This is a genomic window from Mesorhizobium sp. RCAM 06353, from assembly GCF_059683585.1.
In genome coordinates this window covers 2,190,001-2,216,411 of record NZ_CM185031.1, presented here as the reverse complement: position 1 = coordinate 2,216,411, position 26,411 = coordinate 2,190,001, and the positions used below count along the sequence as shown (strand labels likewise).

Here is a 26,411-nt window from a genome sequence, read left to right as displayed (position 1 = left end):
TCCCCCTTGCGGGGGAGATGTCCGGCAGGACAGAGGGGGGTGTGACGGAACGCCAGCCTTCCAAATCCGAGCTCAGCAAAATCCCCCTCCTCGGCCGCGACATCGGCTTCGTCTTCCAGGACCCATCCGCCAGCCTCGATCCCGTCATGACAATCGGCAAACAGATCGCCGAAGTCGCCCGCACCCATCTCGGCCTCACCTGGCCGCAGGCCTATGCAAAAGCCAGAACCCTCCTCGAACGCGTCCGCCTGCCCGACCCCGACTCCGCCCTGCATGCCTTCCCGCATCAGCTGTCCGGCGGCCAGAAGCAGCGCGTGGCGATCGCCGCGGCAATCGCGGCCGGGCCGAAACTGCTGATCGCCGACGAGGCGACCAGCGCGCTCGATACCATCGTGCAGGCCGAGATTGTTGGCTTGATTCGGCAGCTGGTGGCCGAGGATGGCATGACGCTGCTGTTCATCAGCCACGACATTGCGCTGGCAGCCGAACTCGCCGAGCGCATCGCCGTCTTCCGCCATGGCCAGCTGATCGAGCTTGGCACCACGGCGCAGATTGTAGGGGCCCCAACGCAAGCCTACACCCGCACCCTGCTGGACGCCCATATCGGCCTCGACGCCGCACCCTTGCTGAACCGGGCCGGGCTGCACGCATGAGCCTGCTCGCAGTGTCCAACCTCACCAAACGCTACCGTCGCGGCGGTAACACCGTCGTCGCAGTCGACGATGTCTCCTTTCATATCGAGCCCGGTGAAACACTGGCGCTGGCCGGCCCCTCCGGCAGCGGCAAATCGACGGTCGCCCGGCTGGTGCTGCGCCTGATCGAGCCGGATGCTGGCCGCATCGAATTCGAGGGCAATGATTTCCTGGCTTTGCAAGGCGCTGCCCTGCGCGCTCGCCGCGCACGCCTGCAAATGGTGTTCCAGGATCCGCTTGCCGCCTTCAATCCGCGCGCCACGGTGGCGCGCGTGCTTGATGATCCCTTGCGCATCCACGGCATCGCCTCCCGCGCCGAGCGCCCGGGCCGCATCGCCGCCTTGCTTGAACGCGTTGGGCTATCGGCGGAGCTTGCGCCCCGCGCCATCCACGAGATTTCCGGCGGCCAGCGGCAGCGCGTCGCCATCGCCCGCGCCATCGCAACGAAACCGTCGCTGATCGTGCTCGACGAGGCCGTGTCGGCGCTCGACGTCTCGGTGCGCGGACAGATCCTCGACCTGTTGCTCGACCTGCAGAGGCAGGAACGGATCGCCTATCTCTTCATTTCCCATGATCTCGGCGTTGTCCGTGCCATCGCCCACCGTGTCGTCCTTCTCGATGCCGGGCGCATTGCCGAGAGCGGCGATGCCCGAACCGTGATCGACGCACCGCAATCGGCCATCGGCAAGGCGCTGGTGGCAGCAGCACCAAGATTGAACAGGACCAAGACGTCATGACCGACCCCGAAGCCAGAGCCGAAAAGCTGTCGCGCGAACTCGATTCCGCCTTCCGTAACCGCGCCGATCTCTACCGCCTGTTCCTCGAAGAGCTGGCCGGAGAGCTAGGCCCTGAAAAGGCCGAGGCGATCATGATCCGCGCCATCGAGCAGCGCGGCAAGGAAGTGGCAGCGGCCGCCTTCGCCAGCTTCGGCGCCAACGATGCGCGCGCCATCGGCGAGGCCTTCCTGGCGGTCAGCCCGGATGGCGGCCTGATGTATCCGACGGACGTCGAGCGCGGCGATGACCGCATCGCCTTCAAGGTCAAGCGCTGCCCGCTGAAGGACGCCTGGGTCGAGGCCGGCGTTGGCGACGAAAAGCTCGCCACGCTCTGCCGCATCGCCGGCGCCTTCGACCGCGGCCTGTTCGAGGCGACCGGCGTGCATTTCGACAATGTCACCTGGACCCCGGGCCACGGTTCCGGCTGCTGCCACATTGCGCTGACCAATCGGGACTCACGCTAGGCATTAACGATCTAAGGTGTGTCGAGATTCAGGTCAGGCCGAGCCGAGAATGGCGGCTTTCGAGAACCGGAGCGGAGCGTACTTAAAGTACGTGAGCACCGGAAGCGCAGGAAGCCGTCGTTTGCAGACCGGCATCACCTGAATATCGGCACAGCTTAGCCGCCGACCATCAGCTTGACGACCTCATCATGGTTGGTCTCGGAGATCTTGCGCTCGCCGGCCTGGACACCACGCCGCAGCACGACGATGCGGTCCGAGACCGCAAATATGTCCTGCAGATTGTGCGAGATGAAGATCACGCCGCGCCCTTGCGCCTTGAGTTGGTGGATAAGCGAAATCACCTTGCGCTGCTCCGGCACGCCGAGGGCAGCGGTCGGTTCGTCCATGATCAGGATCTGCGCATCCCAGTAGACGGCGCGGCCGATGGCGACGGCCTGGCGCTGGCCGCCGGAGAAATTGCTGACCGGAGCCTCGAGCCGGCTGACATGGAAATCCAGCCGCCCCATCGTAGCCTTGGCGGCCTCGGCCATGGCCTTGCGGTCAAGCACCGGCAGGAAGCCGAACGCCTTGCGCATCGGTTCGCGGCCAAGGAAGATGTTGGCGCCTATCGACAGATTGTCAGCGAGCGCGAGATCCTGGTAGATCGTCTCGATGCCCTTTTCGCGCGCCTCCTGCGGCGTCGCGAACGTCACCGGCTGACCCCGCAGCAGGATTTCGCCGCCCGTCGGCTGGAACACGCCCGATATCGCCTTGATCAGCGTCGTCTTGCCGGCGCCATTGTCGCCGGCCAGCGCCACCACTTCGCCCGGCCGCACGGCCATGGAGAAGTCGTTGAGCGCACGCACGGCGCCAAAATGCTTGGAGAGGTTGCGGACTTCCAGCAGAGGTGTGGTCTGGTGGCTGCTATTCATCCTGACGGGCTCCACTGAACCGGCGCTGCGCCTGGTCGATAAGAACGGAAATTATGATGACGACGCCGACGGCGATGAACTGCCAGAACGGTTCGACATTGACGAAGACCAGCCCGTACTGGATGACCGCGATCACCAGCGCGCCGGCGACCGTGCCGAAAATGGTGCCGGAGCCGCCGAACAGGCTGGCGCCGCCGATCACCACCGCCGCGACGCTGTCGAGCAGCAAGGGCTCGCCGGCCTGAGCCGCACCCGCCGTGAAGCGCGCGGCGTAGAGCGCGCCGCCAAGGCCGGCGCACATCGCCGACAGCACATAGAGCCGCAATATGTGGCCCCTGATGTCGATGCCGGCGCGACGCGCCGCCTGCACATTGGCGCCGATGGCATAATTGTGCTGGCCGAACCGGGTCTGGCTGAGCAGATAGTGCATCACGATGACGAAGACCGCGGTGATCAGCACCAGATAGGGCACGCCATAGAACTTGCCGTTGCCAAGCAGCGCGAACCAGGAATTCTGCACCGGCACGGTGGTGCCGCCGGCGAGCAGGAAGGCGGCACCGCGCGCGACGCCGAACATACCAAGCGTGCCGATGAAGGGCGGCACCTTGAGCCGCGAGATGAGCAGGCCATTGATGACGCCGGGTACGCCGGCAACGATCACCGAGGCAAGGATGCCGGCCAGCATGGCCAGCGGCAACGGAATGGCCGCGCCCGCCAGGTTGGTGGCATGCGCGGCGATGACGGCGGCAAGGCCCATGATGAAGCCGAGCGAGAGATCGATGCCGCCCGAAATGATGACGAAGGTCTGGCCGGTCGCCAGCAGCAGCGGCGCCACGGCGAAGATCGCGATGGACTGCAGGTTGAACGGGTTGAGCATGAAGGTCGCGCCGAAGGCAAGCCTCGACCAGACCTCGAAACAGATGATCAGGCCGGCAAGGAACAGCCAGGCGCGCCCTTCCGCGATGCGTGCGATCAGGCTCCTGGCTGGATCGCCGTGATCGGCCTGAGGGGCGACATGCTTGTCGGCCGGCTGGGCTGGTGATGTCGAGGTCATGGATACTCCGCGGCGCGGCTGCCTTCAAACAGGTCCTGCCTCTGGCGAGGACCCGGCACAGGCTCCTCCCGGCGGACCGGGAGGAGCCGAGCTGGTCTTGACTTACTCGGAGTAGAGATACTTCGAGATGTTCGGGTCCGCGATGTTGGACTTGTTCATGATCGTGAAGCCGGTGCCGATCGTGACCGGGATCGAATGGCCGGTCAGGTGGGCATAGGCGGAGACGACGCCGTAATAGCCGATCTCGGCGGGATGCTGGGCGATCGCCACGTCGACCAGGCCGGTGTTGATGTTGTCGACGATGCTGGTCGGAGCATCAAAGGCGACAACCTTGACGGTGCCCGTCTGCCCGGCCTGCTTGACTCCATTGGCCGCACCCAGCGCCGAGAACAGATTGGCGCCGAACACGCCGACCAGGTCGGGATTGCGCGCGAACACCGCTTGCAGCTGCGAGGCCGCCTTGTTGGCGTCGTCGTCGTTGAACTGGGTCTCCAGAACGGTGATGCCCGTATGCTTGGCCATCTCCTTCTTGAAGCCCTCTTCGCGCTGGTCTGTGGTCGAGATGCCGGGCTTGACGTTCGAGACATAGACCTTGCCCTTGTCGCCAATGGCGGTGGCCAGGGCGCGAGCGGCGATCTCACCGCCAAGTACGTTGTCCGAGGCAATGTAGGCCAGCGGGAAATCGGCATCGCCGGCGCCGGTCTGGTAGACGCCGCTGCCGATGAATGTGTCGACGGTGATGACCGGAATGCCGGCATCATTGGCCTTGCGCAGCGGCTCGACCAACTGAACCTTGTCGGTCGGCGCGATCAGGATCGCATCCGGCTTCTTGGCGATGACGGCATCGAGCACCGGCACCTGGGTGACCGGGTTGAAGTCCGGCGCGCCCTGGAAAACCAGGTTCACGCCAAGCGCGTCGGCCGCCGCCTGGGCGCCCTTGCGCATGGTGATGTAGAAGCCATCGGTGGTCAGGCCCGGAATGAGCGCAATGGTGTATTTCTTGTCCTGCGCCTGTGCGGGCGCGATCAGCACGGTCGCACTGACGGCGAGCGCCGCGAGCGCGGCAACAATCTTCTTCATGACATCCTCCTCATTATTGGCAGATCTGCCGTTGCAAGTGACATTGGAATGGCCGTCATCCCTTCGGATGGCGACGGCCGGGAACGCCTGTTTGCCTTTCGCGGGCAGCTCCTCCCAAGCGCCCTCCAGTCGATATGTCAGCCGGTCAGCCGACCGGCGCACCTGGCCACAGCCCCGTTCCTCCGCCTCCGCAAGGTCCGGCAAACTGTGCCCCACGCCGCGCATTGCCGGCGGGCGTTCGAACTTGTAACACTTTGCAGAAATAAATTGCAACTCGGTTTTTACGAGCTGACTGCGCCGGGTCTTTCACACAGTAGAACATCCGACTGCTCCGCAGAGCCCCGGCCAACTATCGCCCGGGGCTTGCGGCGGCACAACTGGTTTTCGTGGCAGCGCCTTGGATCCCCCCAGAGCCACCAATCGCGGTAGCGTCCTGCCCGTTCTATCGCTACGCGAGCGCCGCGAGGATGGCCTGCGCCGTCTTGGTGTCCGTCACCAGTGTGTTGATCAGCCCGGCGCGAACGGCGGCAATGATCGCCGTCGCCTTTTCCGGCGACGCGGCAAGGCCGATGACCAGCGGCACGGCGCGCAGCTGCGCCGGCGACATGGCGATCATCCGGCTCTCGCCTTCCCAGGCGATCAGCGTGCCCTCGGCATCGAAGTAGTGGCGAAGCACGTCGCCGGCCGCATGAACCAGTGCCTGCTCACTCGGCGTGGCGGCACTTGCCTCGGGGGCATTGATGGCATGCGGCAGGCCGATGCCGACGATGGCGACATCGGTCCTCTCCCACAGCGCAACGGCATCGCGGATAGCGGTGTCGCGCAGGAAGACCTCACGCAATTCGCTGGAGGGCAGATAGGGCGCATGGATGAAGTGCGGCGTGCCGCCAAACTCCTCGGCGGCAAGCCGCACGAACTCGTTGACCTGAAAATGCGCCGCCTGCTGCTGCATGCCGCCGGTGGCAGCCACGGTCAGCACGCCGGGCATGCGCGGCAGGCCGGCGCGGATCACCTCGCGCACGGCGCGTCCCCAGCCGATGGCGACGACGGCGCCCGCCATCAATTGCGCCTGCCTGAGCAGACCGCCAAGCGGCGCCGCGAGCGCCGCGAGCGTGCCAGCCACCGGCGTCTCCACCACCGCTGCATCCCGCAATTTCAAGCCATCGATGAGCTGCCTGGTGATGTCCTCCGGCGTCGCCAGGTCGAGAACCTCGATCCGCACGATCCCTTCCGCCCGCGCCCGCTGCAGCAGGCGCGAAATCGTCGCGGTGGAGACACCGAGCTGCCGCGCAATGTCGACCTGCGACAGCTCTTCCACATAATGCAGCTTGGCAACCGTATGCAGCATCGTCCGCGATGCGGCCGCATCCTGGATGGGGGAAACAGACAGCTTGCAATTCCTTTCAGCAACGTGTTACACAGGTATACGCCGACGGGAGTTATCGCGCAAATCCAGCCAACTCGCAACTTGCGGCCGATCCCTGGTCGCAAGGCCGGCGAGGCATTGTTCGCGAGGGCGGATGGCGCAACACCTCGGCAAAATCTCCCTGTCTGCCGGCAAGGCGGGCAGAACCGAATATTCTTGTTTTCACGGGATCCGCGCTCTCGGCAAGAGAGCGCCAACATCGGATTGAGACCATGACGAAGATGACCACCGCGGAACTGCGCGGCTATCAGCAGATATGCGGCAAGGATGGGGCCATGGTGGCCATTGCCTGCGACCAGCGCGGCGGCATGCGGACCTTGCTGGCGTCGGATCCGGCCGAGCAGGCCAAAATCACCAACGACATGCTCGGCGACACCAAGGCTGACATCACGCGCTACCTTGCCAGTGCCGCGTCCTGCGTGCTGCTCGACCCGCTTTGCGCGGTGCCGCGCATTGTCGACGAAGGCGTCTTGAACCGCGATACGGCGCTGCTCATCGGCCTCGACGCTTCCGGTTTCGACGTCTCGCCCGAGGGCTACCGCCTGTCACGCCTGGTTCCCGACATCGACGCGCGCCGCGTCCGTGCGCTGGGCGGCACCGGCGGCAAGATCATGGTGTATCTCAGGGCTGACAAGCCTGAAGCCAATGAGCACAACATCGCCATCCTGCGCCAGTGCATCGCCGATTTCGGGCAGGAGGACCTGCTGCTGGTCGTCGAGTTCCTGACCTATCAGCTCGATGGGGAAAGCCCCGAGGACTATGCGGCCAAGACGCCATGGCTTGTCGAAGAAGGCACCAGGATTTCGCTCGACTGCGGCGCCAAGGTGCTGAAGCTTCCCTACCCCGGAACGCCAGAAGCCTGCGCCAACATCACCAAAATGGCTGGCGAGGTGCCGTGGGCGGTGCTTTCGGCAGGCGTCAACCACGCCACCTTCCTCGGCCAGGTCGAGATCGCCATGCAGAATGGCGCCTCTGGCGTCATCGCCGGCCGTTCGCTGTGGAAGGATTGCATCTCGCTCGACCGTGACATCCAGCGCGAAAGGCTTAAGACAATCGCAGTGCCGCGATTGCGTGAGATCCAGGCCGTGATCGGGCACTACCGCCAGAAAGCCGCTGCCTGATAATCTAGTTTGGATCACGCGCAGGACGCCATGCCTCTCAGCATAGGAATCGACATTGGCGGCACCAATCTGCGTGCCGCCCGCATTTCCGGCACCGGTGAAATTCTCAAGCGCGTTTCCGAAAAAAGCGCGCCCGACCCGGAGCTGGTGCTCGGCCGCATCGCCGACATGGTGCGCCTTCTCGACACGCCTGATGTGAAGGCCATCGGCGTCGGTGTCCCCGGCCGCGTCGATGCGCGGCGCGGTGCGGTCCTGTCGGGCGGCTATGTCAACCTCGCCTCGGTTGCGCTGGCGCAACGCCTGGAAGACATGGCCGGCAAGCCTGTCGTCATCGACAATGACTGCAACATGGCGTTGGCCGCCGAGATGGCGCTCGGCGCCGGGCGCGGCCATGGCAACATCGTCATGTTCACCATCGGCACCGGCATTGGCGGCGCTGTCGCTCAAGATCGGCGGATCACGCGTGGCTCGGCAACAGCAGGCCAGCTCGGCCACATCACTGTCGACGTCAATGGCGAGGTTTGCGCCTGCGGCCGCCGCGGCTGCGTCGAAACCACCAGTTCGGGTACGGCGCTCGGCCGTCACATTGCGCGCGCCGGGCTCGGCGCCGACATTTCTGTCGATCAGCTCTTTGCCCGCGATGCGGCCGGCGACGTCCATGCACGCGGCATACTCGACGCCTGGGCCAGCCCCCTGCGGGCCGCCATCGACACCGCCGTTGCCGTGCTTGATCCCGATCTGGTGCTGCTTGGCGGCGGCCTTGGCCGGGCGGCACATACAGCACTCGGCCGCGCTCCGGCGCTGGCGCCCTGGTACCAATGCCAGGTCGAAGCCGCGCAACTCGGCGACGACGCCGGCGTCATCGGTGCCGGCCTGCAGGCCCTGGCAGCGGAGCCGCACGCCGTTCCCGCTACGCCCTTGGTCCAGTCCAGCCGCGCGCGGCGCGCCGTGCTCGTCAACGGCATCCCCGCTAGCGGCAAGAGCACCGTCTCGCGCGGCATCGCCGACCGCATGGGCTGGCCGTTGCTGGCGCTCGACACGATCAAGAATCCGTTCCTCGAAGTGCTCGGCGGCGGCGACCGCCTGTTCAACCGCACGCTCGGCCGCGCCAGCTACCAGGCGATCTGGTCGGTTGTCGGCGAAGCCCCCGCCGGCACCACCGTGGTCGTCGACGCCTGGTTCGGCTTCCAGCCGCGTGAGGTTCTCGAAGATCATCTGCGAAAGGCTGGCGTCGAGCAGACTTTCGAAATCTGGTGCCACGCGCCGGGCGAAGTGCTTGCCGAGCGTTATGGCGCCCGGCTCGACCAACGTCCTGCCGGCCATCCCGGTGCCGCCTATATCCCCGAACTGATCGAGCTCGCCAGGCGCGCCGAGCCGCTGCGGCGCGGACCGCTCTTCGACGTCGACACGACCAAGCCGATTGACTTCGATGCCATCACGGCCTGGTTGCGAGCGGTCATGACCAACGGTGCATAGCCGGCTTCACGCCGGCGGCCGCAGCGCCGTGCGGGCGATCTGCCAGGCGGATTCGACATGGCGCCGCGCCGCGGCTTCCGCCTCTTCCGGCTTGCGCGCTCGGATCGCATCCATGATCTCGTTCATCTCGGCGATCGCCGCTTCGCGCCGGTTGGTCGAGACAATGGTCATCGAACGAAGCTGATTGATGCGGACATTCAGCCCGCTGACGATTTCCCAGGCGACACGCTTGTCCGCGGCCTCGAACAGCGCCTCGTAGAATTTCGTCGTCGCCCGCATCACCGCCGGCGGCGTCCCCGATGCCCAGGCCTCGAACAGGTCGGCCAGCGCGCGCTCCAGCGTCGCCAACTGCTCGTCGGTCGCCGACAAGGCGCAGGCGCGGGCCGCAATGCCCTCAAGCAGAGCCCGAAGCTCATATATCTCGTCGGTGCGGCCGAGGTCCGGCCTGGCTACGGCCGGCCCGTGCCCAGGGATCATCTGCACGAGCCCTTCGGCCTCCAACTGCCGCAGAACCTCGCGCACGACGGAACGGCTGACGCCAAGCTGGTCGCAAAGCGGCCGCTCGACCAGCCTTTCGCCAGGCTGGAAGTGGAAATCCATGATTGCGTCGCGCATGCGCTCCAGCGCCAGCGTCCTCAAGGTCTTGGCGCTGCGGTCGATGCGAAGCGTGTCGTCTGGCATGTGTTGTGTTGCCTCCTGCGCCGCCACAAAACAGATTCCATGCCCGGTTGACAAGGTACTTGGCGCTCCATAGCATGGTATACCATAAGATGATATAGGGATCGGATGGTCCCGCGACGTCGCAGACCCGAGGATTTCATGCTGCCTGCCATTCGCAAGATCGTGACCTATTCCGAGAACACGCTGATCGAAGGTGGCAAGGTTGCCTCCAGCCCGCTGCGCCTGATCGGCGTCGCCGCGGTGCTGGCGAACCCCTGGGCAGGACGCGGTTTCACCGACGATCTGTCGCCCGAAATCCGCGCCTGCGCGCCGGTGCTGGGAGAGATCCTGACCCGCGAGATCATTGCCATCGCCGGTTCCGGCGAGGCGATCGAGGGCTACGGCAAGGCGGCCATTTGCGGCACGTCGGGCGAGATCGAGCACGCCTCGGCGCTGATCCACACACTGCATTTCGGCAACCATTATCGCCGCGCCGTCGGCGCCAAGACTTATCTTGCCTTCACCAATCTGCGCGGCGGGCCGAACACGCCGATCATGATCCCGCTGATGGACAAGAATGACGAAGGACGGCGCTCGCATTACCTGACCGTGCATTTCCAGATCGGCGATGCGCCGGCGCCGAACGAGCTGGTGGTCGCGCTTGGCGCGTCGATCGGCGGCCGCCCGCATCACCGCATCGGCGATCGCTACCAGGACCTCAAGGAGCTTGGGGACGTGCATGGCTGACGCTTCCGCATGGGCTCGACAGGGCACAACTCCCGACGGCACCGGCTTCATCCGTGCCGGCGCGGGCACGCCGGTGCTGTTCATCCATGGCGTCGGCATGAACGCCGCGATCTGGCAGCCGCAGATCGAACGCATGGCCGGCGGCTTTGACTTGATCGCCATCGACATGCTCGGCCACGGCCAGTCGCCGCTGCCGCCGCAGCACCCGGAACTGGCCGACTACGCCGACCAGGCCATTCGCCTGCTCGATCATCTCGGCCTCGACAAGGTGTCCGTCGTCGGCCACTCGATGGGTGCACTCGTTGCCCTGGAACTCGCGCTGCGCGCACCGGAGCGCGTCCGCCGCATCGTTTCCCTGAATGCCGTGTTCCGGCGTCCACCTGAACTGGCCGAAGCCGTTCGCCAGCGCGCGGTGGCGCTCAACGGCCGCAGCGATACGGCCGGCACGGCACAGACCATTGCCCGCTGGTTCGGAGATCCGGTGCCGGCCGAGCTGGAGGCGGCAGCGCAGAAGACGGCATCCGCACTAAGCGCGGTCGACCCGGAAGGCTATGCCCGCACCTATCGCCTGTTCGCTCGTGCCGACGGCGACCACGCCGACCGCCTGCCGACGCTGGCCGTGCCGGCGCTGTTCATGACCGGCTCCGAGGACAGGAATTCATCGCCGGCAATGTCGGCCGCCATGGCGCGCCTAGCGCCGCATGGCCGCTGCACGGTGCTGCCGGGCGAAAAGCACATGATGGCGGTCGCGGCACCGGTCCTCACCACGCGCCATATCGTCGACTTCCTCGCGGAGGGCGAAGCGATCGAGCAAAGCGGCACTGCGGAGGCGAATACAGGGTTCGACAGCGGCGAATTCCGCCGGGCGCTGGGCTCCTTCCTCACCGGCGTCACCATCGTCACCACGATCGGCCCCGAAGGCGAGCCGCGCGGCTTCACCGCCAATTCCTTCACCTCTGTGTCGCTCGATCCGCCGCTGGTGCTCGTCTGCATCGCCCACAAGGCATCAGGCCATCCCGTCTTCGCGACCTCGAAGAGCTTCGCCATCAACGTCCTCAATGAAGGTCAGAAGACAGCGTCCGGCATCTTCGCCTCGAAAGCGGCCGACAAGTTCGCCTCGGTGGCATGGCGGCCGGGACGGACCGGCAGCCCCGTGCTGGACGGCTCCGTCGCATCCTTCGACTGCGACATGGAGCGGCTGGTCGAGGCCGGCGACCATTCGATCCTCATCGGCCGCGTCCGCGATTTCGAGCACAATTCCGCGCAGCCGCTCGGCTATTGCCGCGGCGCCTATGTCGCACCCGGCCTCAGCCAGGATGCGCTCGCCGCCACCCAGCCCGGCACCGATGTCGGCGCCATCCTCGAAAATGGTGGCCGGATCCTGTTCCTGGAAACGGCGGACGGTTTCGAACTGCCGCGCGGCCGAGGGTTGGGCTCGGCCGGTGATGGTAAAAGCCTGCGAGGGCTGCTTGCGGCGAAGGCCATCGAGGCTCAGCTCGGCTTCCTGTTCGCCGTCTGGGACGCCGGAGCTGTTTCGCGCACGCATGTCTACTATCGCGGCACGTTCGACGTGCCCGCTTCCAGCGATCGCGGCATCCGGCTCATCGAGATCGACGCGATCGAAGGGTTGAAGATCGCCGATCCGGCGATCCGCTCCATGCTCGCGCGCTATATCAGGGAATGCTCGGTGGATGCATTCGGCGTTTATGTCGGCAACGATGTCGAAGGTGAGGTCCGGCCGCTCGCCAGACCCAGCGATTCCACCGTCAATACAGGTGACCACGGATGAAATTCTCGCTCTTCGTGCATATGGAACGCTCGGACCTGGCCAAGCCGCATTCCGAGCTTGTGACCGAGCTCGAGGAGCTGGTCCTGATGGCCGAACAGGCTGGCTTCGAGACCGCCTGGATCGGCGAGCATCACGGCATGGAGTTCACCATCTCGCCGAACCCTTTCATCAACATCGCCTATCTCTCGGCCAAAACCAGCCGCATCCGCCTCGGCACTGGAACCGTGATCGCGCCCTTCTGGCATCCGATCAAGCTTGCCGGCGAAGCCGCGATGGCCGACGTCATCAGTGGCGGACGGCTCGACATCGGCATCGCGCGCGGCGCCTACAGTTACGAATATCAGCGCATCTTTCCAGGCCTCGACGCCTGGGGAGCAGGCCAGCGCATGCGCGAGATCATACCGGCGATCCGCGGCCTCTGGGACGGCGACTTCGAACTCTCCGGCGAGTTCTGGCAATTCCCTGCCACCACCTCCTCGCCCAAGCCGCTGCAGAAACCCTACCCGCCGATCTGGGTGGCGGCCCGCGATCCGAACTCGCACGATTTCGCCGTCGCCAATGGCTGCAAGGTGCAGGTGACGCCGCTGGCTTCCGGCGATGACGAGGTGACGAGCCTGATGCAGCGCTTCAACGCCGCCTGCGCCGCGCATCCCGAGATCGAACGGCCGGAAATCATGCTTTTGATGCACACCTTCGTCGCTGAAGACGCGGCCGACGCCGATCGTCTCACCCAGGACCTGTCGACTTTCTACTGCCAGTTCGGCGCCTGGTTCCAGAACAAGAAGCCGGTGCATCAAGGCATATTGGAGCCGCTGACGGCGGACGAGATCGCGGCCATGCCGCAATACGCGCCTGACAAGATCAGGCAGAACCTGGTGATCGGCGAGGCGGACGAGGTCATCGCCCGCCTGAAAGCCTATGAGGCGCTCGGCTACGACCAGTATTCGATCTGGATCGACAGCGGCCTTTCGCACGAGCGCAAGAAAAAATCGCTGCAACTGTTCATCGACCGGGTGATGCCGGCCTTTCTCTGATCGCGAGCCCATGACTGACGCTGTTTTCAGAAACTTCATCGACGGCCGCTTCGACGAGCCATCCGCCACTTTCGACAGTGTCGACCCGTCGACCGGCGCGGCCTGGGCGAAGATGCCGGCGGCGAGCGAAGCCGATGTCGACCGTGCCGTCGAGGCGGCGCACCGCGCACTGCGCTCAGACCCATGGCGAAGGATGACCGCGACAGCGCGTGGAAAGCTGCTGGTCAAGCTCGGCGACCTCGTCGCCGCCAATGCTGGGCGACTTGCCGAGCTCGAGACCCGCGACACCGGCAAGATCATCCGCGAGACCCGCGCCCAGATCACCTATGTCGGCGACTACTACCGCTATTATGGCGGGCTTGCCGACAAGCACGAAGGCGCGCATGTGCCGATCGACAAGCCGGATCTCGACGTCACCATCCGCCGCGAACCGATCGGTGTCGTAGCCGCAGTGGTGCCGTGGAATTCGCAGCTCTTCCTCTCGGCCGTCAAGCTCGGCCCGGCGCTTGCCGCCGGCTGCACCATCGTGCTCAAGGCCTCCGAGGACGGCCCGGCGCCGCTGCTCGCCTTTGCCGAACTGGTTCATGAGGCCAGCTTTCCCCCAGGCGTCGTCAACATCCTCACCGGCTTTGGCCAGGATTGCGGCCGGCGCCTGACCAGCCATCCGCTGGTTTCGCGCGTCGCCTTCACTGGCGGCCCATCGACGGCGCGCGCCGTCGTCAGGAACACGGCGGAGAACCTTGCCTACACCACTCTGGAACTCGGCGGCAAAAGTCCGGTCGTCGTCTTCGCCGACGCCGACCTCGACAGCGCCGCCAACGCAGTGGTCGCCGGTATTTTCGCCGCGACCGGCCAGAGTTGCGTCGCCGGCTCGCGGCTGCTGGTCGAGCGTTCGGTGAAGGATGAATTCCTCGCCCGGCTGAAGCGCAAGGCCGAGGCTATCCGCATCGGCGATCCGCAGGATCCGGCGACCGAAATGGGGCCGCTCGCCACGCTGCGCCAGCGCGACTGGATCGAGAAGGTTGTCGCGGAAAGCCTTGCCGCGGGCGGCATGCTGGTCACCGGCGGAACAAGGCCAGCCGGCGACGGCTTCTACTACGCACCGACCATCATCGACGCCGGCGGCAGCGACCTGCCCTGCGTGCGGGAGGAATTGTTCGGGCCGGTGCTTAGCGTGCTTGCCTTCGACACCGAAGCGCAAGCGTTGGCACTCGCCAACGACACGCCCTTCGGCCTGGCTTCCGGCGTGTTCACCAGCAATCTCGGCAAGGCGCACCGCATGGCGCGCGACATCCATGCCGGCGTCGTCTGGGTCAACACCTATCGCGCCGTATCGCCGCTCGTTCCCTTCGGTGGCTACGGCCTGTCAGGCCTCGGCCGCGAAGGCGGGCTCGATGCCATCAGAGACTACACACGCTCGAAATCCGTCTGGATCAACACCTCGGACGAGCCGATCCCCGATCCCTTCGTCATGCGCTGAGAACCGCGGGACGCAGGTGCACTGAGACAAACAAGAACAGACCAACAGAGGAGAATGACATGAAACTGATTTTGACCGGCCTGCTGGCCGGGCTGCTCACGGCAACAGCCGCCGAGGCCGATGAGATGGCGTTCACCAGCTGGGGCGGCACCACGCAGGAGGCGCAGACCAAATCCTGGGCGGCCCCCTTCGAAGCCAGCTCCGGTATCAAGGTGCTGCAGGATGGGCCGACCGACTATGGCAAGCTCAAGGCCATGGTCGATGCCGGCAACGTCACCTGGGATGTTGTAGACGTGGAGATGGATTTCGCCATAAAGGCCGCCAAGGACGGGCTGCTGGAACCGATCGACTATGCGGTCGTGCCCAAGGCCGATCTCGACCCGCGCTTCAGCAATGAGCATGCCGTCGGCAGCTTCTACTATTCCTTCGTGCTCGCCTGGAACAAGGGCACAGTCACTGGCGAACCGGCCGGCTGGGCCGACATGTTCGACACCAAGAAGTTTCCCGGCAAGCGGACCTTCTACAAATGGTCGGCGCCGGGCGTCATCGAGATCGCACTGCTGGCCGACGGCGTGCCGGCGGACAAGCTCTATCCGCTCGATCTCGACCGTGCCTTCAAGAAGCTCGACACCATCAAGCCCGATATCGTCTGGTGGGGCGGCGGTGCCGAGTCGCAGCAGCTGATTGCTTCCGGCGAAGCTGCCTTCGGCCAGCTGTGGAACGGGCGCGTCTTTGCCCTCCAGCAGGATGGCACCGATGTCGGTGTCGCCTGGAACCAGAACCTCACCGCAGCCGACGTGCTCGTCGTGCCGAAGGGTGCCAAGAACAAGGGCAGTGCGATGAAGTTCCTCGCCGCCGCCACCAGCCCGACCGGCCAGGCGAAATTCGCCGAGGCAAGCGGCTATGCGCCCATCAACACCAAGGCAAAGGCGGAGATGCCGGCCGATGCCGTCAAGGCCCTGCCTGATGCCCATGTCGAGGGCCAGATCAACCTCGACATGAACTACTGGGCCGAGCATCGCGACGAGATCGCCACGCGCTGGTATGCCTGGCAGACCAAGTAACACCGTAGCCGGGTTGACGGGGCGCGGCTTGCGCGCCCCGTTTCGAGACAGGACCGCTCGATGCAGGGAAGTTCTTTCAGACGCAGCTCGGTCGCCGGCCTTCCGGCCGGCAGCGGCAGCGCCTTGCCGGCCCTTCTCCTGGTCGGCTTGTTCTTCATCGTGCCGGTGGTCGCCCTGCTGCTGCGTAGCGTCACCGATCCCGAACCGGGCTTGCAGAACTATGCGACGCTGTTCGGCAGCGGCACCTATGTGCGGGTGTTCCTCAACACCTTCCTGGTCGCATCGGTCGTCACCGCCGTCACCATCCTGGTGGCTTTTCCCGTTGCCTGGATGTTGGCGATCATGCCGCCCGCCCTGGGCTCGATCGTCTTCGGCATCATCATCCTGTCGATGTGGACGAACCTTCTTACCCGCACCTATGCGTGGATGGTGCTGCTGCAGCGGACCGGGGTGATCAACCGGGCGCTGATGGGCCTCGGCATCATCCATGAGCCGCTGCCGCTTATCAACAATCTGGCCGGCGTCACCATCGGCATGGTCTACATCATGCTGCCCTTCATGATCCTGCCCCTGGTGGGTACGCTGCGCGCGATCGACCCGATGACGCTGCGCGCGGCAGCCCTTTGCGGCGCAAGCCCGTTCGAGGCCTTCCGCCGCATCCTCTTGCCGCTGTCGCTTCCCGGCATCGCCGCCGGCGGGCTGATGGTCTTCGTCATGTCGCTTGGCTACTTCGTCACGCCTGCCCTGCTCGGCGGCACATCCAACATGATGCTGGCCGAAATGATCGCCCAGACGGTGCAGTCGCTGCTCAACTGGGGGCTCGGAAGTGCGGCTGCCTTCGTCCTGCTCGTCGTCACCATGGCGCTCTACACGATCCAGCTTCGGCTGGTCAGCGCCAGTGCGCTCCGGCGGAGGGATCTGAGGATGCTGCTCGACTACGACCGGCTCGGGTGGCTGCGCGTGGCGCTTGTCGGCTTCACGGCGGCAGTCGCGGCTTTCCTGCTGCTGCCGGTGGTCTTCATCGTGCTCCTGTCATTCGGCTCATCGCGCTGGCTGGCCTTCCCGCCGCCCGGCTGGACGCTGAAATGGTACCAGCAATTGCTGGCCGACCCGACCTGGATCGATGCAGCGCTAACCAGCGCCCGGATTGCCGCCATGGCCGCCATCCTCGCCGTCATCATCGGCCTGTTCGCCTCCTTCAGCCTGGTCAGGGGCGAGTTTCGCGGACGCCAGGTCCTGCGCGGGCTGCTGTTGACGCCGATGGTGCTGCCGGTGGTCGTGTTCGCCATCGCCATCTACGCCTTCTTCCTGCGCATCGGTCTCGCCGGCACCACGGTCGGCTTCGTCATCGCCCACACCATCCTGGCGCTGCCTTTCGCCATCATCCCGATCACTGCCGCGCTCGAGGGTTTTGACAAATCCATCGAGGACGCGGCCATCGTCTGCGGCGCCAGCCCGCTGCAGGCGCGGCTGAGGATCACCTTGCCGTCGATCAGGATCGGCATCTTCTCGGCGGCGATCTTCTCCTTCCTGGCCTCATGGGACGAGGTCGTGGTGGCGATCTTCATGGCAAGCCCGACCTTGCAGACCTTGCCCGTGAAGATCTGGGGCAGCCTGCGCGCCGACCTCAGCCCGGTCGTTGCCGCCGCCTCCAGCCTGCTCGTCGGCCTGACGCTCTGCCTGATGATCGTGACCGCACTCCTTCGCAGAAAATTGTCCAGATGACCCGACCGTTCCTGTCCATACGCGCGGTAAGAAAGACGTTCGGCGCCTTCGTCGCCGTCCATGACGTCACCATCGATGTGCCCAAGGGGGAGTTCCTGACGTTCCTCGGTCCGTCTGGCTCCGGCAAGTCGACGACGCTCTACGCCATCGCCGGTTTCCAGGATCCGAGCTCGGGCGATGTGCTCCTGGAGGACAGGTCGCTGCTTTCGGTGCCGTCGCACAAGCGCAACATCGGCATGGTTTTCCAGCGCTACACGCTGTTTCCGCATCTGAGTGTCGCCGAGAATGTCGCCTTTCCGCTGCGCGTGCGCCGCCGGCCGGATGGCGAGATCAAGCGCAAGGTCGCCGACATGCTGGCGTTGGTGCGCCTCGAAAATTTCGCCGATCGCCATCCGGGCGCCCTGTCTGGCGGCCAGCAGCAGCGCGTGGCGCTTGCCCGCGCGCTCGCCTACGATCCGCCGATCCTGTTGATGGACGAACCGCTGTCGGCGCTCGACAAGAAGCTGCGCCAGGAGATCCAGGCCGAGATCCGCCGTATCCACCGCGAGACCGGCGTCACCATCCTCTATGTCACGCACGACCAGGAGGAGGCGCTGCATCTTTCGGATCGCATCGCACTGTTCAGGGAAGGCCGTATCGAACAGATCGGCACCGGCGAGGATCTTTACCTCCGGCCGGCGAGCGAGTTCGTCGCCGGCTTTATCGGCAACTCGAATTTCCTGCCGGCCGAGCATTTGCAAACTGCGGGTGGCGCATCGACGATCCGCCTGGCCGACGGCTCGATCGTGACCGGGGTCAAGACGACAACCTCCTTCGGTCAAGGCCAGAAGGTCCGGCTGATGGTGCGCCCGGAAGCCTTCCGCCTGACGCCCGGGCCGGCGAGCGCGGCACTCGCCGTCGAAATCGTCGATACCGCCTTCTTCGGCGACCGCCGCCGCGTGGTGGCGCGCACGGCCGGCGGAGATGAGATCGATGTCAGGCCAACCTCGGATGCAGAGGAAGCGGACAGCACCGCCACATCGGGTAAGCGCATCTTTTTCGATCCCGCTTCGGCGTTTCTGTTCCCGGCCTGATGGCCGCAATCTTCCGGCTGGGGTCAGATTTCGACTGATCTTCCCGCAGCGGCCGCTCAGTTGCCGCTGAAGACATGAAGTCCCGTTCCAGCCGCTTCAATGACTGAGCGCAGTGCCGGTTGCGGCTCACGATCGGTGACGATGTCGGAAAGCTCGCCGAGCCCGCAGACGCGTTCGAGGCTGTTGCGGCCGAACTTGTCGTTGGTCACCACAAGCGCTGTCGACAGCGCGCGCGCAATCATCGCCCGCTTGACCGCCGCCGCCCCCGAGATCATGTCGCTGGGCCCATCCGCGGACAGGCTCGAGGCGCCAATGATGGCAATGTCGGCATTGTAGCGCCTGACGAATTCCACCGTATCCTCACCGACCACGCTGGCTTCGCGGCTGTCATAGGTGCCGGGGCACAGGATAACCCGGAAGGTCGGATTGGCCCCAGTCACCGAGGCCACGCCGATGGAGTTGGTGATGATGGTCAGCTCGCGCTTCAGCTGCGAGAGACTGCGCGCCACCTCATAGGTGGTCGAGCCGCCATCGATCATCACGATCTGGCCTTTCTCGACCAGTCCGGCCGCACGACGCCCGATCCGGGCACGCTCCTCGATCATGGTCTGGCTGCGCTCGGCAATGACCGGCTCGGATGTCACCAGCGAGATCGTCGCGCCGCCATAGGTTCGGTTGAGCAGTCCCGCATCGCCAAGCTCGATCAGGTCACGGCGGATCGTCTCGCCGGCAACACCCAGACGCAAAGCGAGCCTGGAGATACGGATCGAGGCCGAGCGGCGCACTTCCGACAGGATAAGCGCATGCCGCTCCTTCTTCGATAGCCGGCTGTGCTCCATGATCGATTCTCCGCGACGTCGACACTATTAACCATGCCGACGCTGATGGGGAAGGAGTCTCGCAAGGCCCAGCTGACCCGCCTCGATCCGAACGGTTAAGCCGGATGCCGGCTGACAAGCGCAAGCGCTGCTGATCTGATGACGGTCCGACGAATCGGCGGAAGACGACGGAGACCGCAATGCATGTCGTGACATTGTTGAAGGCTGATATGTTCGACGTCGAGATCGACGGCAAGCACGCCTCGATCGCCCAAGCCTTGCCGGACTGGAACCCGCTTGATCGCTTCGGCTTGGTGATCGACGACGCGCTTGGCGGCATCGGCGCAACCCATCTGCTGCAGATCGCCATCACCTCGTTCTATGACGTCAAGCCGAGCCGCCGCACGGAGCTGATGGTCTATCCCGAAATCTATGCCTTCCACATCGGCAAGGGGTATGGCGCACACGCGCCCTATGATTTCTGGCCGGCCCGGCGCGAGATCATCACCTCGCTCGATCATCGTGAGGTGCTCGACGCCATCAATGATCGCGGCATCACAAGGCTGGCCGTTCCCGATCGCGCGCCACGCGAAGTGGTGCATCGGCCGAAGGAGGTCGATGCGGCGCTCGACCGCATCGTTTCGGCCTTCGTCTACGATCCGTCGGGTCGGGTTTCGGATCCCGACCTCGTCATTTCAGGCAACGACAAGCGAACCGAATACAATCCCAACAGTGCCTTGCGGCCCCGCTACACCGACAACCGGCCGGCTTCGGTTTCGACCGCGGCCAAGCCGGTCAAGGAACTCGATTCGTCCTACCAGGACTGGCTTCGCAAGCGTGAGCACGATTTGACCAGCGAGGAACGCGCCTTTGTCGAACGCCGCCGCCAGAACCTGAGACAGGACGGCCTCGTCACCGAAACCTATCGTCGTGTCGGTGTCCGCGAAGCGCTGATGCGGCTGGCGTCGGCCGGCCTCGATCGAGACACGGCCGTTGCCGTTTGATCAATAGCCGACGGTAAAACGCTGCCTGACATGGGCCGGCTTCTCGATCTCGTCGACCATGACGATGGCATAGTCCTCGAAGGAGATGCTGCTGCCCTTGTCCGAGGCCAGAAGCGTGTCCTTGCCGAGGCGGTATTTGCCGGTGCGTTCGCCCGGGACGAACATGGCGGAGGGCGACAGGAAGGTCCAATCGAGGTCGCCCACCGTCTTCAACGTGTCGAGAAAGTCGGCGCCTTTCTGTGCTTCGGCCTTGTAGATCGCCGGGAATTCGGGGGTATCGACCAGCCTTTTGCCGGGCGCGACTTCAAGGCTGCCAGCGCCGCCGACAACGAGATAGCGCTTCACACCGGAAGCGCGCACGGCGTCGATCAGCGTGTCGGTGTCGCTGTCCAGAAAGTGCACGGCGCTGATCACCACATCATGACTGCGGATCAGATTGGCGAGACCTTCCTTGTCGAAGACATCGCCCTTCCTGGCCGTCACGCCAGGCAGCGCGGCAATCTTTTCCGGGTTGCGGGCGATACCGGTGACCGTGTGGCCACGGTCGGAAAGTTCCTTGAGCAGGCGCGAACCGACAGCGCCCGATGCGCCGATGAGAGCAACTTTTGCCATATCTTTTCCAGTCCTTGTTGGAGGTCAGTTGGGGATCACGCTGCCGCGATATGGGCGACGAGATTGTCGAAGCTGCCGAACAGCGCGTTCGAACCGATCAGGCGCGGCGCATCGTTGCGGATAACTGCGAGGGAAGGCACGCCATTGGCATGCAGACGCTGGAACAGCGTGCGGCCTCGGCCGACCAGTTCGCGGTGAGCCGTCAGCAATGTCTCGCTCGGCTTCGTCAGCATTGCCGCGGCATCCGCCATGCCGGCATCGGCAAGCACACCAGCCACGCCTTCGACAGTCACGATATCGCGACCGTCGACGTAACGCGCATGCTGGATCGCCTTAAGCGCGGTGAGCCGGCGGCTGGGATCTTTCAGGCCGGCGGCGCTGATGCCGAGGGTCGCGGCATGCGAGTCCAGCAAGGTGCCGCGAATATTGAGGACATTGTGCTGATAAGCCTGTGTGAACTTCTGTCCGGTCAGACGGTCGATACGCTGGTCGTTCGCCCAGGCATGGGCGGCAAAACCCTCATCCATTGGCCGAGCACCGGCACCGGAGAACAGGCCGGTCGGCAGCAGCTCGAGGTGCACGCCGCTGGCCGACAGCCTGTCCAGCATCGGCGTGGCGCCGTAGCACCAGCCGCAGAGCGGGTCGAAAAGATAAGTCACGTCTGAATTGCTCACGATTGATGCCATTCTCGGTGCGGGATATCGCCGACGAGCCCGCCACATGTCTTGGCCATATGTGGCAGCCGCAGGTCTTGCGATAAATCGCGCTCAATAATACAAACTGTCTGATCAGATCAGACAAAAGCAACCGCCTTGGCCGACCTTCTGAACCTCAATCGGCTCGTCTATTTCACCACGGTGATGGAGACCGGCTCTTTCACCGCTGCTGCGGATCGGCTTGGCGTTGCCAAGGCCGTGGTCAGCCATCAGATTGGCAGGCTCGAAGAGGAACTGGGCGCGACGCTGCTGCAGCGCACGACCCGGCGCGTCACGCCGACGGAAGAGGGCCGGCTCTTCTATGACAGGGCGGTGATCATCTTGCGTGAGGCGGAGTCGGCCTATGGTGAGATTTCGCACAGCGCGGTCGAGCCGAGCGGAACGCTGAGACTGACCGCGCCGCTCGACTATGGCACCAGGATGGTGGCGCCTGTCATGGCGGCGTATCTGAAGACCTATCCGCATATGCGCGTCGAGGCGATCTTCGACGACGCGGTGAGCAATCTGGTCGACGAGCAGATCGATCTCGGCATCCGCGTCGGCTGGCTTACCGATTCCTCCAACCAGGCGCGGCGCCTGGGCACGATACGGCAGGTCGTCGTTGCCGGCCCGGGCTTTGCGGCAAGCCTGCCCTCGGATGCGAACCCGAACCAGGCGCGATCGCTGGCCTGGGTCGGCAATGCCCAGCTGCGCGGCGTCGGCCAATGGCTCTTTTCCAGGGATGGCGAGACGGTGCTGACCGAACTCAATCCCGTCGTCGTCTGTGACAAAAGCCCGGCCGCCTATGCTTGCGTGCTCGCCGGCATTGGTCTGGGCATATTTCCCGACTATGCGGTTGATGAGGATATCGCCAGAGGGCGGCTTGTGCGGATATTCGCCGAGTGGACCCTGCCCACCGGGGGTATCCATGCCGTCTTTCCGCCGGCCCGCTTCCGGCCCGCCAAAGTGCGCGCCTTCGTTGAATTGCTCGCGGCTGCCGAGAGAAAGCGGGCGCGCGGCGTCATCAAGGGGTAGCGCAGCGCGGGATGCAGAGTGTCAGCGACAACTTACGTAGAGGCGTTACCACCCTCCTGCATCATCGCGATTCAATCGAGCCCAAAACGCGAACGGCCCGGCTGGTATGATCCATGCGGGCCGTTTTGTGATGTTGGTTTTGGGGAGAGGCTTTGGCTTTTCTGTCCCGGGGCGTCGGCAAGGCCTGCTTGCGGGCCCCTGATGACAGGTTGGAATCGCCGGCCGTGACAGCCAAATACAAAAGAGCCCGCACGAGGGCGGGCTCTTTTGTATTTGGTTGCGGGGACAGGATTTGAACCTGTGACCTTCAGGTTATGAGCCTGACGAGCTACCGGGCTGCTCCACCCCGCGCCACCACTAGGCAAGCGTTTGCTTGCCGAACTGAGCAAGCGTTTGCTTGCTTAATGCTGCGATCGCCCAACGGGCGATTGCGATATTTCTCACCACCAAATGAAAGGGCCGCTTACGCGGCCCGTGGTCCCTTGGCGGGCCTTGTTCGTAGAGAGAAGATTTCGCTCCATCCGCTTGGATGTGAGTTCAACGTGCATTTAGCAGACCTGGCAGCGACCTACTCTCCCGCGTCTTGAGACGAAGTACCATCAGCGCTGGAGCGTTTCACGGCCGAGTTCGGAATGGGATCGGGTGCAGCCGCTCCGCCATAACCACCAGGTCGGCAAAACGCACGTTGTTCGAGAAGCTTTTTGAGCGAATAGCGCTGAGGGAGCAGCCAATAGGGATGTCCCTATTGTGGTGCTCTCTCGGAGCTGTTCGCTGGTCTTGTTGTGCCTTCATCGTCCCGATTGGGAGTGATGAGCATAAGGAATGAGAACGATCAAGCCGATCGAACTATTAGTACCGGTAAGCTTCAAGCGTTGCCGCTCTTCCACACCCGGCCTATCAACGTGGTCGTCTTCCACGGTTCTCAGGGAATACTCGTTTTAAGGTGGGTTTCCCGCTTAGATGCCTTCAGCGGTTATCCCGTCCGGATATAGCTACCCTGCTATGCGGCTGGCGCCACAACAGGTCCACCAGAGATCCGTCCATCCCGGTCCTCTCGTACTAGGGACAGATCCTTTCAATATTCCTACACCCACGGCAGATAGGGACCGAACTGTCTCACGACGTTCTGAACCCAACTCACGTACCGCTTTAAATGGCGAACAGCCATACCCTTGGGACCTGCTCCAGCCCCAGGATGCGATGAGTCGACATCGAGGTGCCAAACAACCCCGTCGATATGGACTCTTGGGGGTCATCAGCCTGTTATCCCCGGCGTACCTTTTATCCGTTGAGCGATGGCCCTTCCACGCGGGACCACCGGATCACTATGACCGACTTTCGTCTCTGCTCGACTTGTCAGTCTCGCAGTCAGGCAGGCTTATGCCATTGCACTCAGCGAACGATTTCCGACCGTTCTGAGCCCACCATCGCGCGCCTCCGTTACTCTTTAGGAGGCGACCGCCCCAGTCAAACTACCCACCATACACTGTCCCGGACCCGGATAACGGGCCGCGGTTAGACATCCATAGTAATAAGGGTGGTATTTCAAGGGTGGCTCCACCTGAGCTGGCGCCCAGGTTTCAAAGCCTACCACCTATCCTACACATGCCACTACGAATGCCAATGTAAAGCTATAGTAAAGGTGCACGGGGTCTTTCCGTCTAACCGCAGGAACCCCGCATCTTCACGGGGAATTCAATTTCACTGAGTCTATGCTGGAGACAGCGGGGAAGTCGTTACGCCATTCGTGCAGGTCGGAACTTACCCGACAAGGAATTTCGCTACCTTAGGACCGTTATAGTTACGGCCGCCGTTTACTGGGGCTTCGATTCAGAGCTTGCACCCCTCCTCTTAACCTTCCAGCACCGGGCAGGCGTCAGACCCTATACGTCGTCTTGCGACTTCGCAGAGCCCTGTGTTTTTGATAAACAGTCGCTACCCCCTGGTCTGTGCCACCCTCCTCTACTTGCGTAGAAAAGGGTCACGCTTCTTCCGAAGTTACGCGTGCAATTTGCCGAGTTCCTTCAGCATAGTTCTCTCAAGCGCCTTGGTATACTCTACCAGACCACCAGTGTCGGTTTCGGGTACGGTTTATAAGGAGGAGCTATTTCCTGGAACCACGCAGCAGCCCGTTCAATCCGATAAGATTGGACTACCTCAATGATCCGTCACTACCTCCAAGCCCACGAATATTAACGTGGTTCCCATCGACTACGCGTTTCCGCCTCGTCTTAGGGGCCGGCTAACCCTGCTCAGATTAGCTTTAAGCAGGAACCCTTGGTCTTTCGGCGGGGGAGTCTCTCACTCCCCTTACGTTACTCATGTCAGCATTCGCACTTCTGATACCTCCACCACCCCTCACGGGTATGGCTTCATCAGCTTACAGAACGCTCCGCTACCGCTTGGCCCTTGCGGACCAAACCCTAAGCTTCGGTGTATGGCTTTAGCCCCGTTACATTTTCGGCGCAAAGACCCTTATTTAGACCAGTGAGCTGTTACGCTTTCTTTAAATGATGGCTGCTTCTAAGCCAACATCCTGGTTGTTTTGGGATCCTCACATCCTTTCCCACTTAGCCATAACTTGGGGACCTTAGCTGTAGGTCAGGGTTGTTTCCCTTTTCACGACGGACGTTAGCACCCGCCGTGTGTCTGCCGACTAGTACTCCCAGGTATTCGGAGTTTGGTTAGGTTTGGTAATCCGGTGAGGACCCCTAGCCCATCCAGTGCTCTACCCCCTGGGGTATTCGGTCGACGCTCTACCTAAATAGATTTCGCGGAGAACCAGCTATTTCCGAGTTTGATTGGCCTTTCACCCCTAGCCACAAGTCATCCCGAACTATTGCAACAGTTATGGGTTCGGTCCTCCAGTAAGTGTTACCTTACCTTCAACCTGCTCATGGCTAGATCACTCGGTTTCGGGTCTAATGCGACGAACTGAACGCCCTATTCAGACTCGCTTTCGCTGCGCCTACACCTAGCGGTTTAAGCTTGCTCGTCACACTAAGTCGCTGACCCATTATACAAAAGGTACGTGGTCACCCAGGACGAACCTTGGGCTTCCACTGTTTGTAGGCAATCGGTTTCAGGTACTCTTTCACTCCCCTTGTCGGGGTGCTTTTCACCTTTCCCTCACGGTACTAGTTCGCTATCGGTCATGCACGAGTACTTAGGCTTGGAGGGTGGTCCCCCCAATTTCAGACAGGATTTCACGTGTCCCGCCTTACTCGAGGACGATTGATTGCATTACGCGTACGGGGCTGTCACCCACTATGGCCCTACTTTCCAGAAGGTTCCGCTTGTCTCTCAATCGCCACTGGCCTGGTCCGGGTTCGCTCGCCACTACTTCCGGAGTCTCGGTTGATGTCCTTTCCTACGGGTACTTAGATGTTTCAGTTCCCCGCGTTCGCCACTTTATCCCTATGTATTCAGGATAAGTTACCTATTATCGATACTTGGAAACCACAGCAGCAAGTCACCCTGCTGCTCTGATTTTCCAAGTACCTTAGGTGGGTTTCCCCATTCGGAAATCTACGGATCAAAGGGTATTCGCACCTCCCCGTAGCTTATCGCAGCGTATCACGTCCTTCATCGCCTGTGCATGCCAAGGCATCCACCAATTGCCCTTAAGACACTTGATCGTTCTCATTGCCAATGCCCATCCGCGCAATCCGAAGG

At 63.4% G+C, this 26,411-nt stretch carries 22 protein-coding genes, 1 tRNA gene, 2 rRNA genes and 1 pseudogene; 15 read left to right on the top strand and 11 right to left on the bottom strand.

Annotated elements, in window-relative coordinates; all coding sequences use genetic code 11:
• Positions 1 to 41 precede the first annotated feature (41 nt).
• From AC56QX_RS10500 to AC56QX_RS10490, 3 genes are read left to right on the top strand one after another with little or no spacing between them, the layout of a single operon-like run.
• Complete coding sequence (locus AC56QX_RS10500; protein ID WP_497115744.1) at positions 42 to 653, top strand: ATP-binding cassette domain-containing protein; 612 nt, start codon at positions 42 to 44, stop codon at positions 651 to 653.
• Complete coding sequence (locus AC56QX_RS10495; RefSeq protein ID WP_497115742.1) at positions 650 to 1,429, top strand: ATP-binding cassette domain-containing protein; 780 nt, start codon at positions 650 to 652, stop codon at positions 1,427 to 1,429. Before AC56QX_RS10500 ends, AC56QX_RS10495 begins: the two co-directional genes overlap by 4 nt.
• A complete protein-coding gene (locus AC56QX_RS10490; protein WP_497115741.1) occupies positions 1,426 to 1,932 on the top strand; it encodes an L-2-amino-thiazoline-4-carboxylic acid hydrolase in 507 nt (168 codons plus the stop codon). The genes AC56QX_RS10495 and AC56QX_RS10490 overlap by 4 nt, the downstream gene beginning before the upstream one ends.
• Before the next feature lie 155 nt (positions 1,933 to 2,087).
• On the opposite strand, the gene AC56QX_RS10485 is transcribed toward AC56QX_RS10490, so the two are convergent.
• From AC56QX_RS10485 to AC56QX_RS10470, 4 genes are all read right to left on the bottom strand, one after another.
• Positions 2,088 to 2,843, bottom strand: a complete 756-nt coding sequence (locus tag AC56QX_RS10485; protein WP_497115740.1) for an ATP-binding cassette domain-containing protein — start codon at positions 2,841 to 2,843, stop codon at positions 2,088 to 2,090.
• The gene (locus AC56QX_RS10480; RefSeq protein ID WP_475457116.1) at positions 2,836 to 3,897 is read right to left on the bottom strand and encodes an ABC transporter permease subunit; all 1,062 of its coding nucleotides are present in this window, start codon (positions 3,895 to 3,897) and stop codon (positions 2,836 to 2,838) included. The genes AC56QX_RS10485 and AC56QX_RS10480 overlap by 8 nt, the downstream gene beginning before the upstream one ends.
• A 102-nt stretch (positions 3,898 to 3,999) precedes the next feature.
• Positions 4,000 to 4,977: an ABC transporter substrate-binding protein gene (locus AC56QX_RS10475; RefSeq protein ID WP_475457114.1), complete on the bottom strand. Its 978-nt coding sequence runs from the start codon at positions 4,975 to 4,977 to the stop codon at positions 4,000 to 4,002.
• A 448-nt stretch (positions 4,978 to 5,425) separates the two neighbouring features.
• Positions 5,426 to 6,325 carry a sugar-binding transcriptional regulator gene (locus AC56QX_RS10470; protein ID WP_497115738.1) on the bottom strand — a complete coding sequence of 300 codons (900 nt, stop codon included), beginning with the start codon at positions 6,323 to 6,325 and terminating at the stop codon, positions 5,426 to 5,428.
• Positions 6,326 to 6,615: 290 nt separating this feature from the next.
• Between AC56QX_RS10470 and AC56QX_RS10465 the strand changes: the two genes are divergently transcribed.
• Both AC56QX_RS10465 and AC56QX_RS10460 read left to right on the top strand, forming a co-directional pair.
• Positions 6,616 to 7,524, top strand: coding sequence for a tagatose-bisphosphate aldolase (locus AC56QX_RS10465; protein WP_497115737.1), 909 nt, complete (start codon positions 6,616 to 6,618; stop codon positions 7,522 to 7,524).
• A 30-nt stretch (positions 7,525 to 7,554) separates the two neighbouring features.
• Complete coding sequence (locus AC56QX_RS10460; protein ID WP_497115736.1) at positions 7,555 to 9,000, top strand: ROK family protein; 1,446 nt, start codon at positions 7,555 to 7,557, stop codon at positions 8,998 to 9,000.
• A gap of 6 nt (positions 9,001 to 9,006) precedes the next feature.
• Here AC56QX_RS10460 and AC56QX_RS10455 read toward each other — a convergent pair whose 3' ends face one another.
• Positions 9,007 to 9,681, bottom strand: coding sequence for a GntR family transcriptional regulator (locus tag AC56QX_RS10455; protein ID WP_497115735.1), 675 nt, complete (start codon positions 9,679 to 9,681; stop codon positions 9,007 to 9,009).
• A 138-nt stretch (positions 9,682 to 9,819) separates the two neighbouring features.
• Between AC56QX_RS10455 and AC56QX_RS10450 the strand changes: the two genes are divergently transcribed.
• The 8 genes and pseudogenes from AC56QX_RS10450 (at position 9,820) to AC56QX_RS10415 (ending at position 18,572) form a co-directional block, all read left to right on the top strand.
• Positions 9,820 to 10,407 (top strand): amino acid synthesis family protein, encoded by a 588-nt coding sequence (locus AC56QX_RS10450; protein ID WP_497115733.1) that lies wholly within the window; start codon positions 9,820 to 9,822, stop codon positions 10,405 to 10,407.
• On the top strand, positions 10,400 to 12,196 hold the full coding sequence (locus AC56QX_RS10445) for an alpha/beta fold hydrolase (RefSeq protein ID WP_497115731.1): 1,797 nt from the start codon (positions 10,400 to 10,402) through the stop codon (positions 12,194 to 12,196). Before AC56QX_RS10450 ends, AC56QX_RS10445 begins: the two co-directional genes overlap by 8 nt.
• On the top strand, positions 12,193 to 13,230 hold the full coding sequence (locus AC56QX_RS10440) for an LLM class flavin-dependent oxidoreductase (RefSeq protein ID WP_497115730.1): 1,038 nt from the start codon (positions 12,193 to 12,195) through the stop codon (positions 13,228 to 13,230). The genes AC56QX_RS10445 and AC56QX_RS10440 overlap by 4 nt, the downstream gene beginning before the upstream one ends.
• Before the next feature lie 10 nt (positions 13,231 to 13,240).
• Positions 13,241 to 14,710, top strand: coding sequence for an aldehyde dehydrogenase (locus AC56QX_RS10435; protein WP_497115729.1), 1,470 nt, complete (start codon positions 13,241 to 13,243; stop codon positions 14,708 to 14,710).
• Positions 14,711 to 14,769: 59 nt separating this feature from the next.
• A complete protein-coding gene (locus AC56QX_RS10430) occupies positions 14,770 to 15,774 on the top strand; it encodes an ABC transporter substrate-binding protein (RefSeq protein WP_497115728.1) in 1,005 nt (334 codons plus the stop codon).
• A gap of 60 nt (positions 15,775 to 15,834) precedes the next feature.
• A pseudogene (locus AC56QX_RS10425) lies at positions 15,835 to 16,680 on the top strand (ABC transporter permease); the annotation flags it as partial.
• Between the two features lie 18 nt (positions 16,681 to 16,698).
• Positions 16,699 to 17,499: an ABC transporter permease gene (locus AC56QX_RS10420; protein ID WP_497117724.1), complete on the top strand. Its 801-nt coding sequence runs from the start codon at positions 16,699 to 16,701 to the stop codon at positions 17,497 to 17,499.
• Positions 17,496 to 18,572: an ABC transporter ATP-binding protein gene (locus tag AC56QX_RS10415; RefSeq protein ID WP_497115727.1), complete on the top strand. Its 1,077-nt coding sequence runs from the start codon at positions 17,496 to 17,498 to the stop codon at positions 18,570 to 18,572. The genes AC56QX_RS10420 and AC56QX_RS10415 overlap by 4 nt, the downstream gene beginning before the upstream one ends.
• 56 nt (positions 18,573 to 18,628) lie before the next feature.
• Here the strand turns inward: AC56QX_RS10415 and AC56QX_RS10410 are convergent, their stop codons facing one another.
• On the bottom strand, positions 18,629 to 19,411 hold the full coding sequence (locus AC56QX_RS10410; RefSeq protein WP_497115726.1) for a DeoR/GlpR family DNA-binding transcription regulator: 783 nt from the start codon (positions 19,409 to 19,411) through the stop codon (positions 18,629 to 18,631).
• Between the two features lie 179 nt (positions 19,412 to 19,590).
• Here AC56QX_RS10410 and AC56QX_RS10405 point away from each other — a divergent pair, with 179 nt between their 5' ends.
• Positions 19,591 to 20,394, top strand: a complete 804-nt coding sequence (locus AC56QX_RS10405; protein WP_497115725.1) for a hypothetical protein — start codon at positions 19,591 to 19,593, stop codon at positions 20,392 to 20,394.
• Here the strand turns inward: AC56QX_RS10405 and AC56QX_RS10400 are convergent, their stop codons facing one another.
• Positions 20,395 to 21,006 carry an NAD(P)-dependent oxidoreductase gene (locus tag AC56QX_RS10400; RefSeq protein WP_497115724.1) on the bottom strand — a complete coding sequence of 204 codons (612 nt, stop codon included), beginning with the start codon at positions 21,004 to 21,006 and terminating at the stop codon, positions 20,395 to 20,397. It lies immediately after the preceding gene.
• A 35-nt stretch (positions 21,007 to 21,041) separates the two neighbouring features.
• Positions 21,042 to 21,680, bottom strand: coding sequence for a DsbA family protein (locus tag AC56QX_RS10395; RefSeq protein ID WP_497115722.1), 639 nt, complete (start codon positions 21,678 to 21,680; stop codon positions 21,042 to 21,044).
• 138 nt (positions 21,681 to 21,818) lie between these two features.
• Between AC56QX_RS10395 and AC56QX_RS10390 the strand changes: the two genes are divergently transcribed.
• On the top strand, positions 21,819 to 22,736 hold the full coding sequence (locus AC56QX_RS10390; protein WP_497115720.1) for a LysR family transcriptional regulator: 918 nt from the start codon (positions 21,819 to 21,821) through the stop codon (positions 22,734 to 22,736).
• 274 nt (positions 22,737 to 23,010) lie between these two features.
• Here the strand turns inward: AC56QX_RS10390 and AC56QX_RS10385 are convergent.
• The 3 genes from AC56QX_RS10385 to AC56QX_RS10375 form a co-directional block, all read right to left on the bottom strand.
• Positions 23,011 to 23,087, bottom strand: a tRNA-Met gene (locus AC56QX_RS10385).
• A 204-nt stretch (positions 23,088 to 23,291) separates the two neighbouring features.
• Positions 23,292 to 23,406 (bottom strand): 5S ribosomal RNA (rrf, locus tag AC56QX_RS10380).
• Between the two features lie 158 nt (positions 23,407 to 23,564).
• A 23S ribosomal RNA gene (locus AC56QX_RS10375) occupies positions 23,565 to 26,374 on the bottom strand.
• Positions 26,375 to 26,411: the final 37 nt, after the last annotated feature.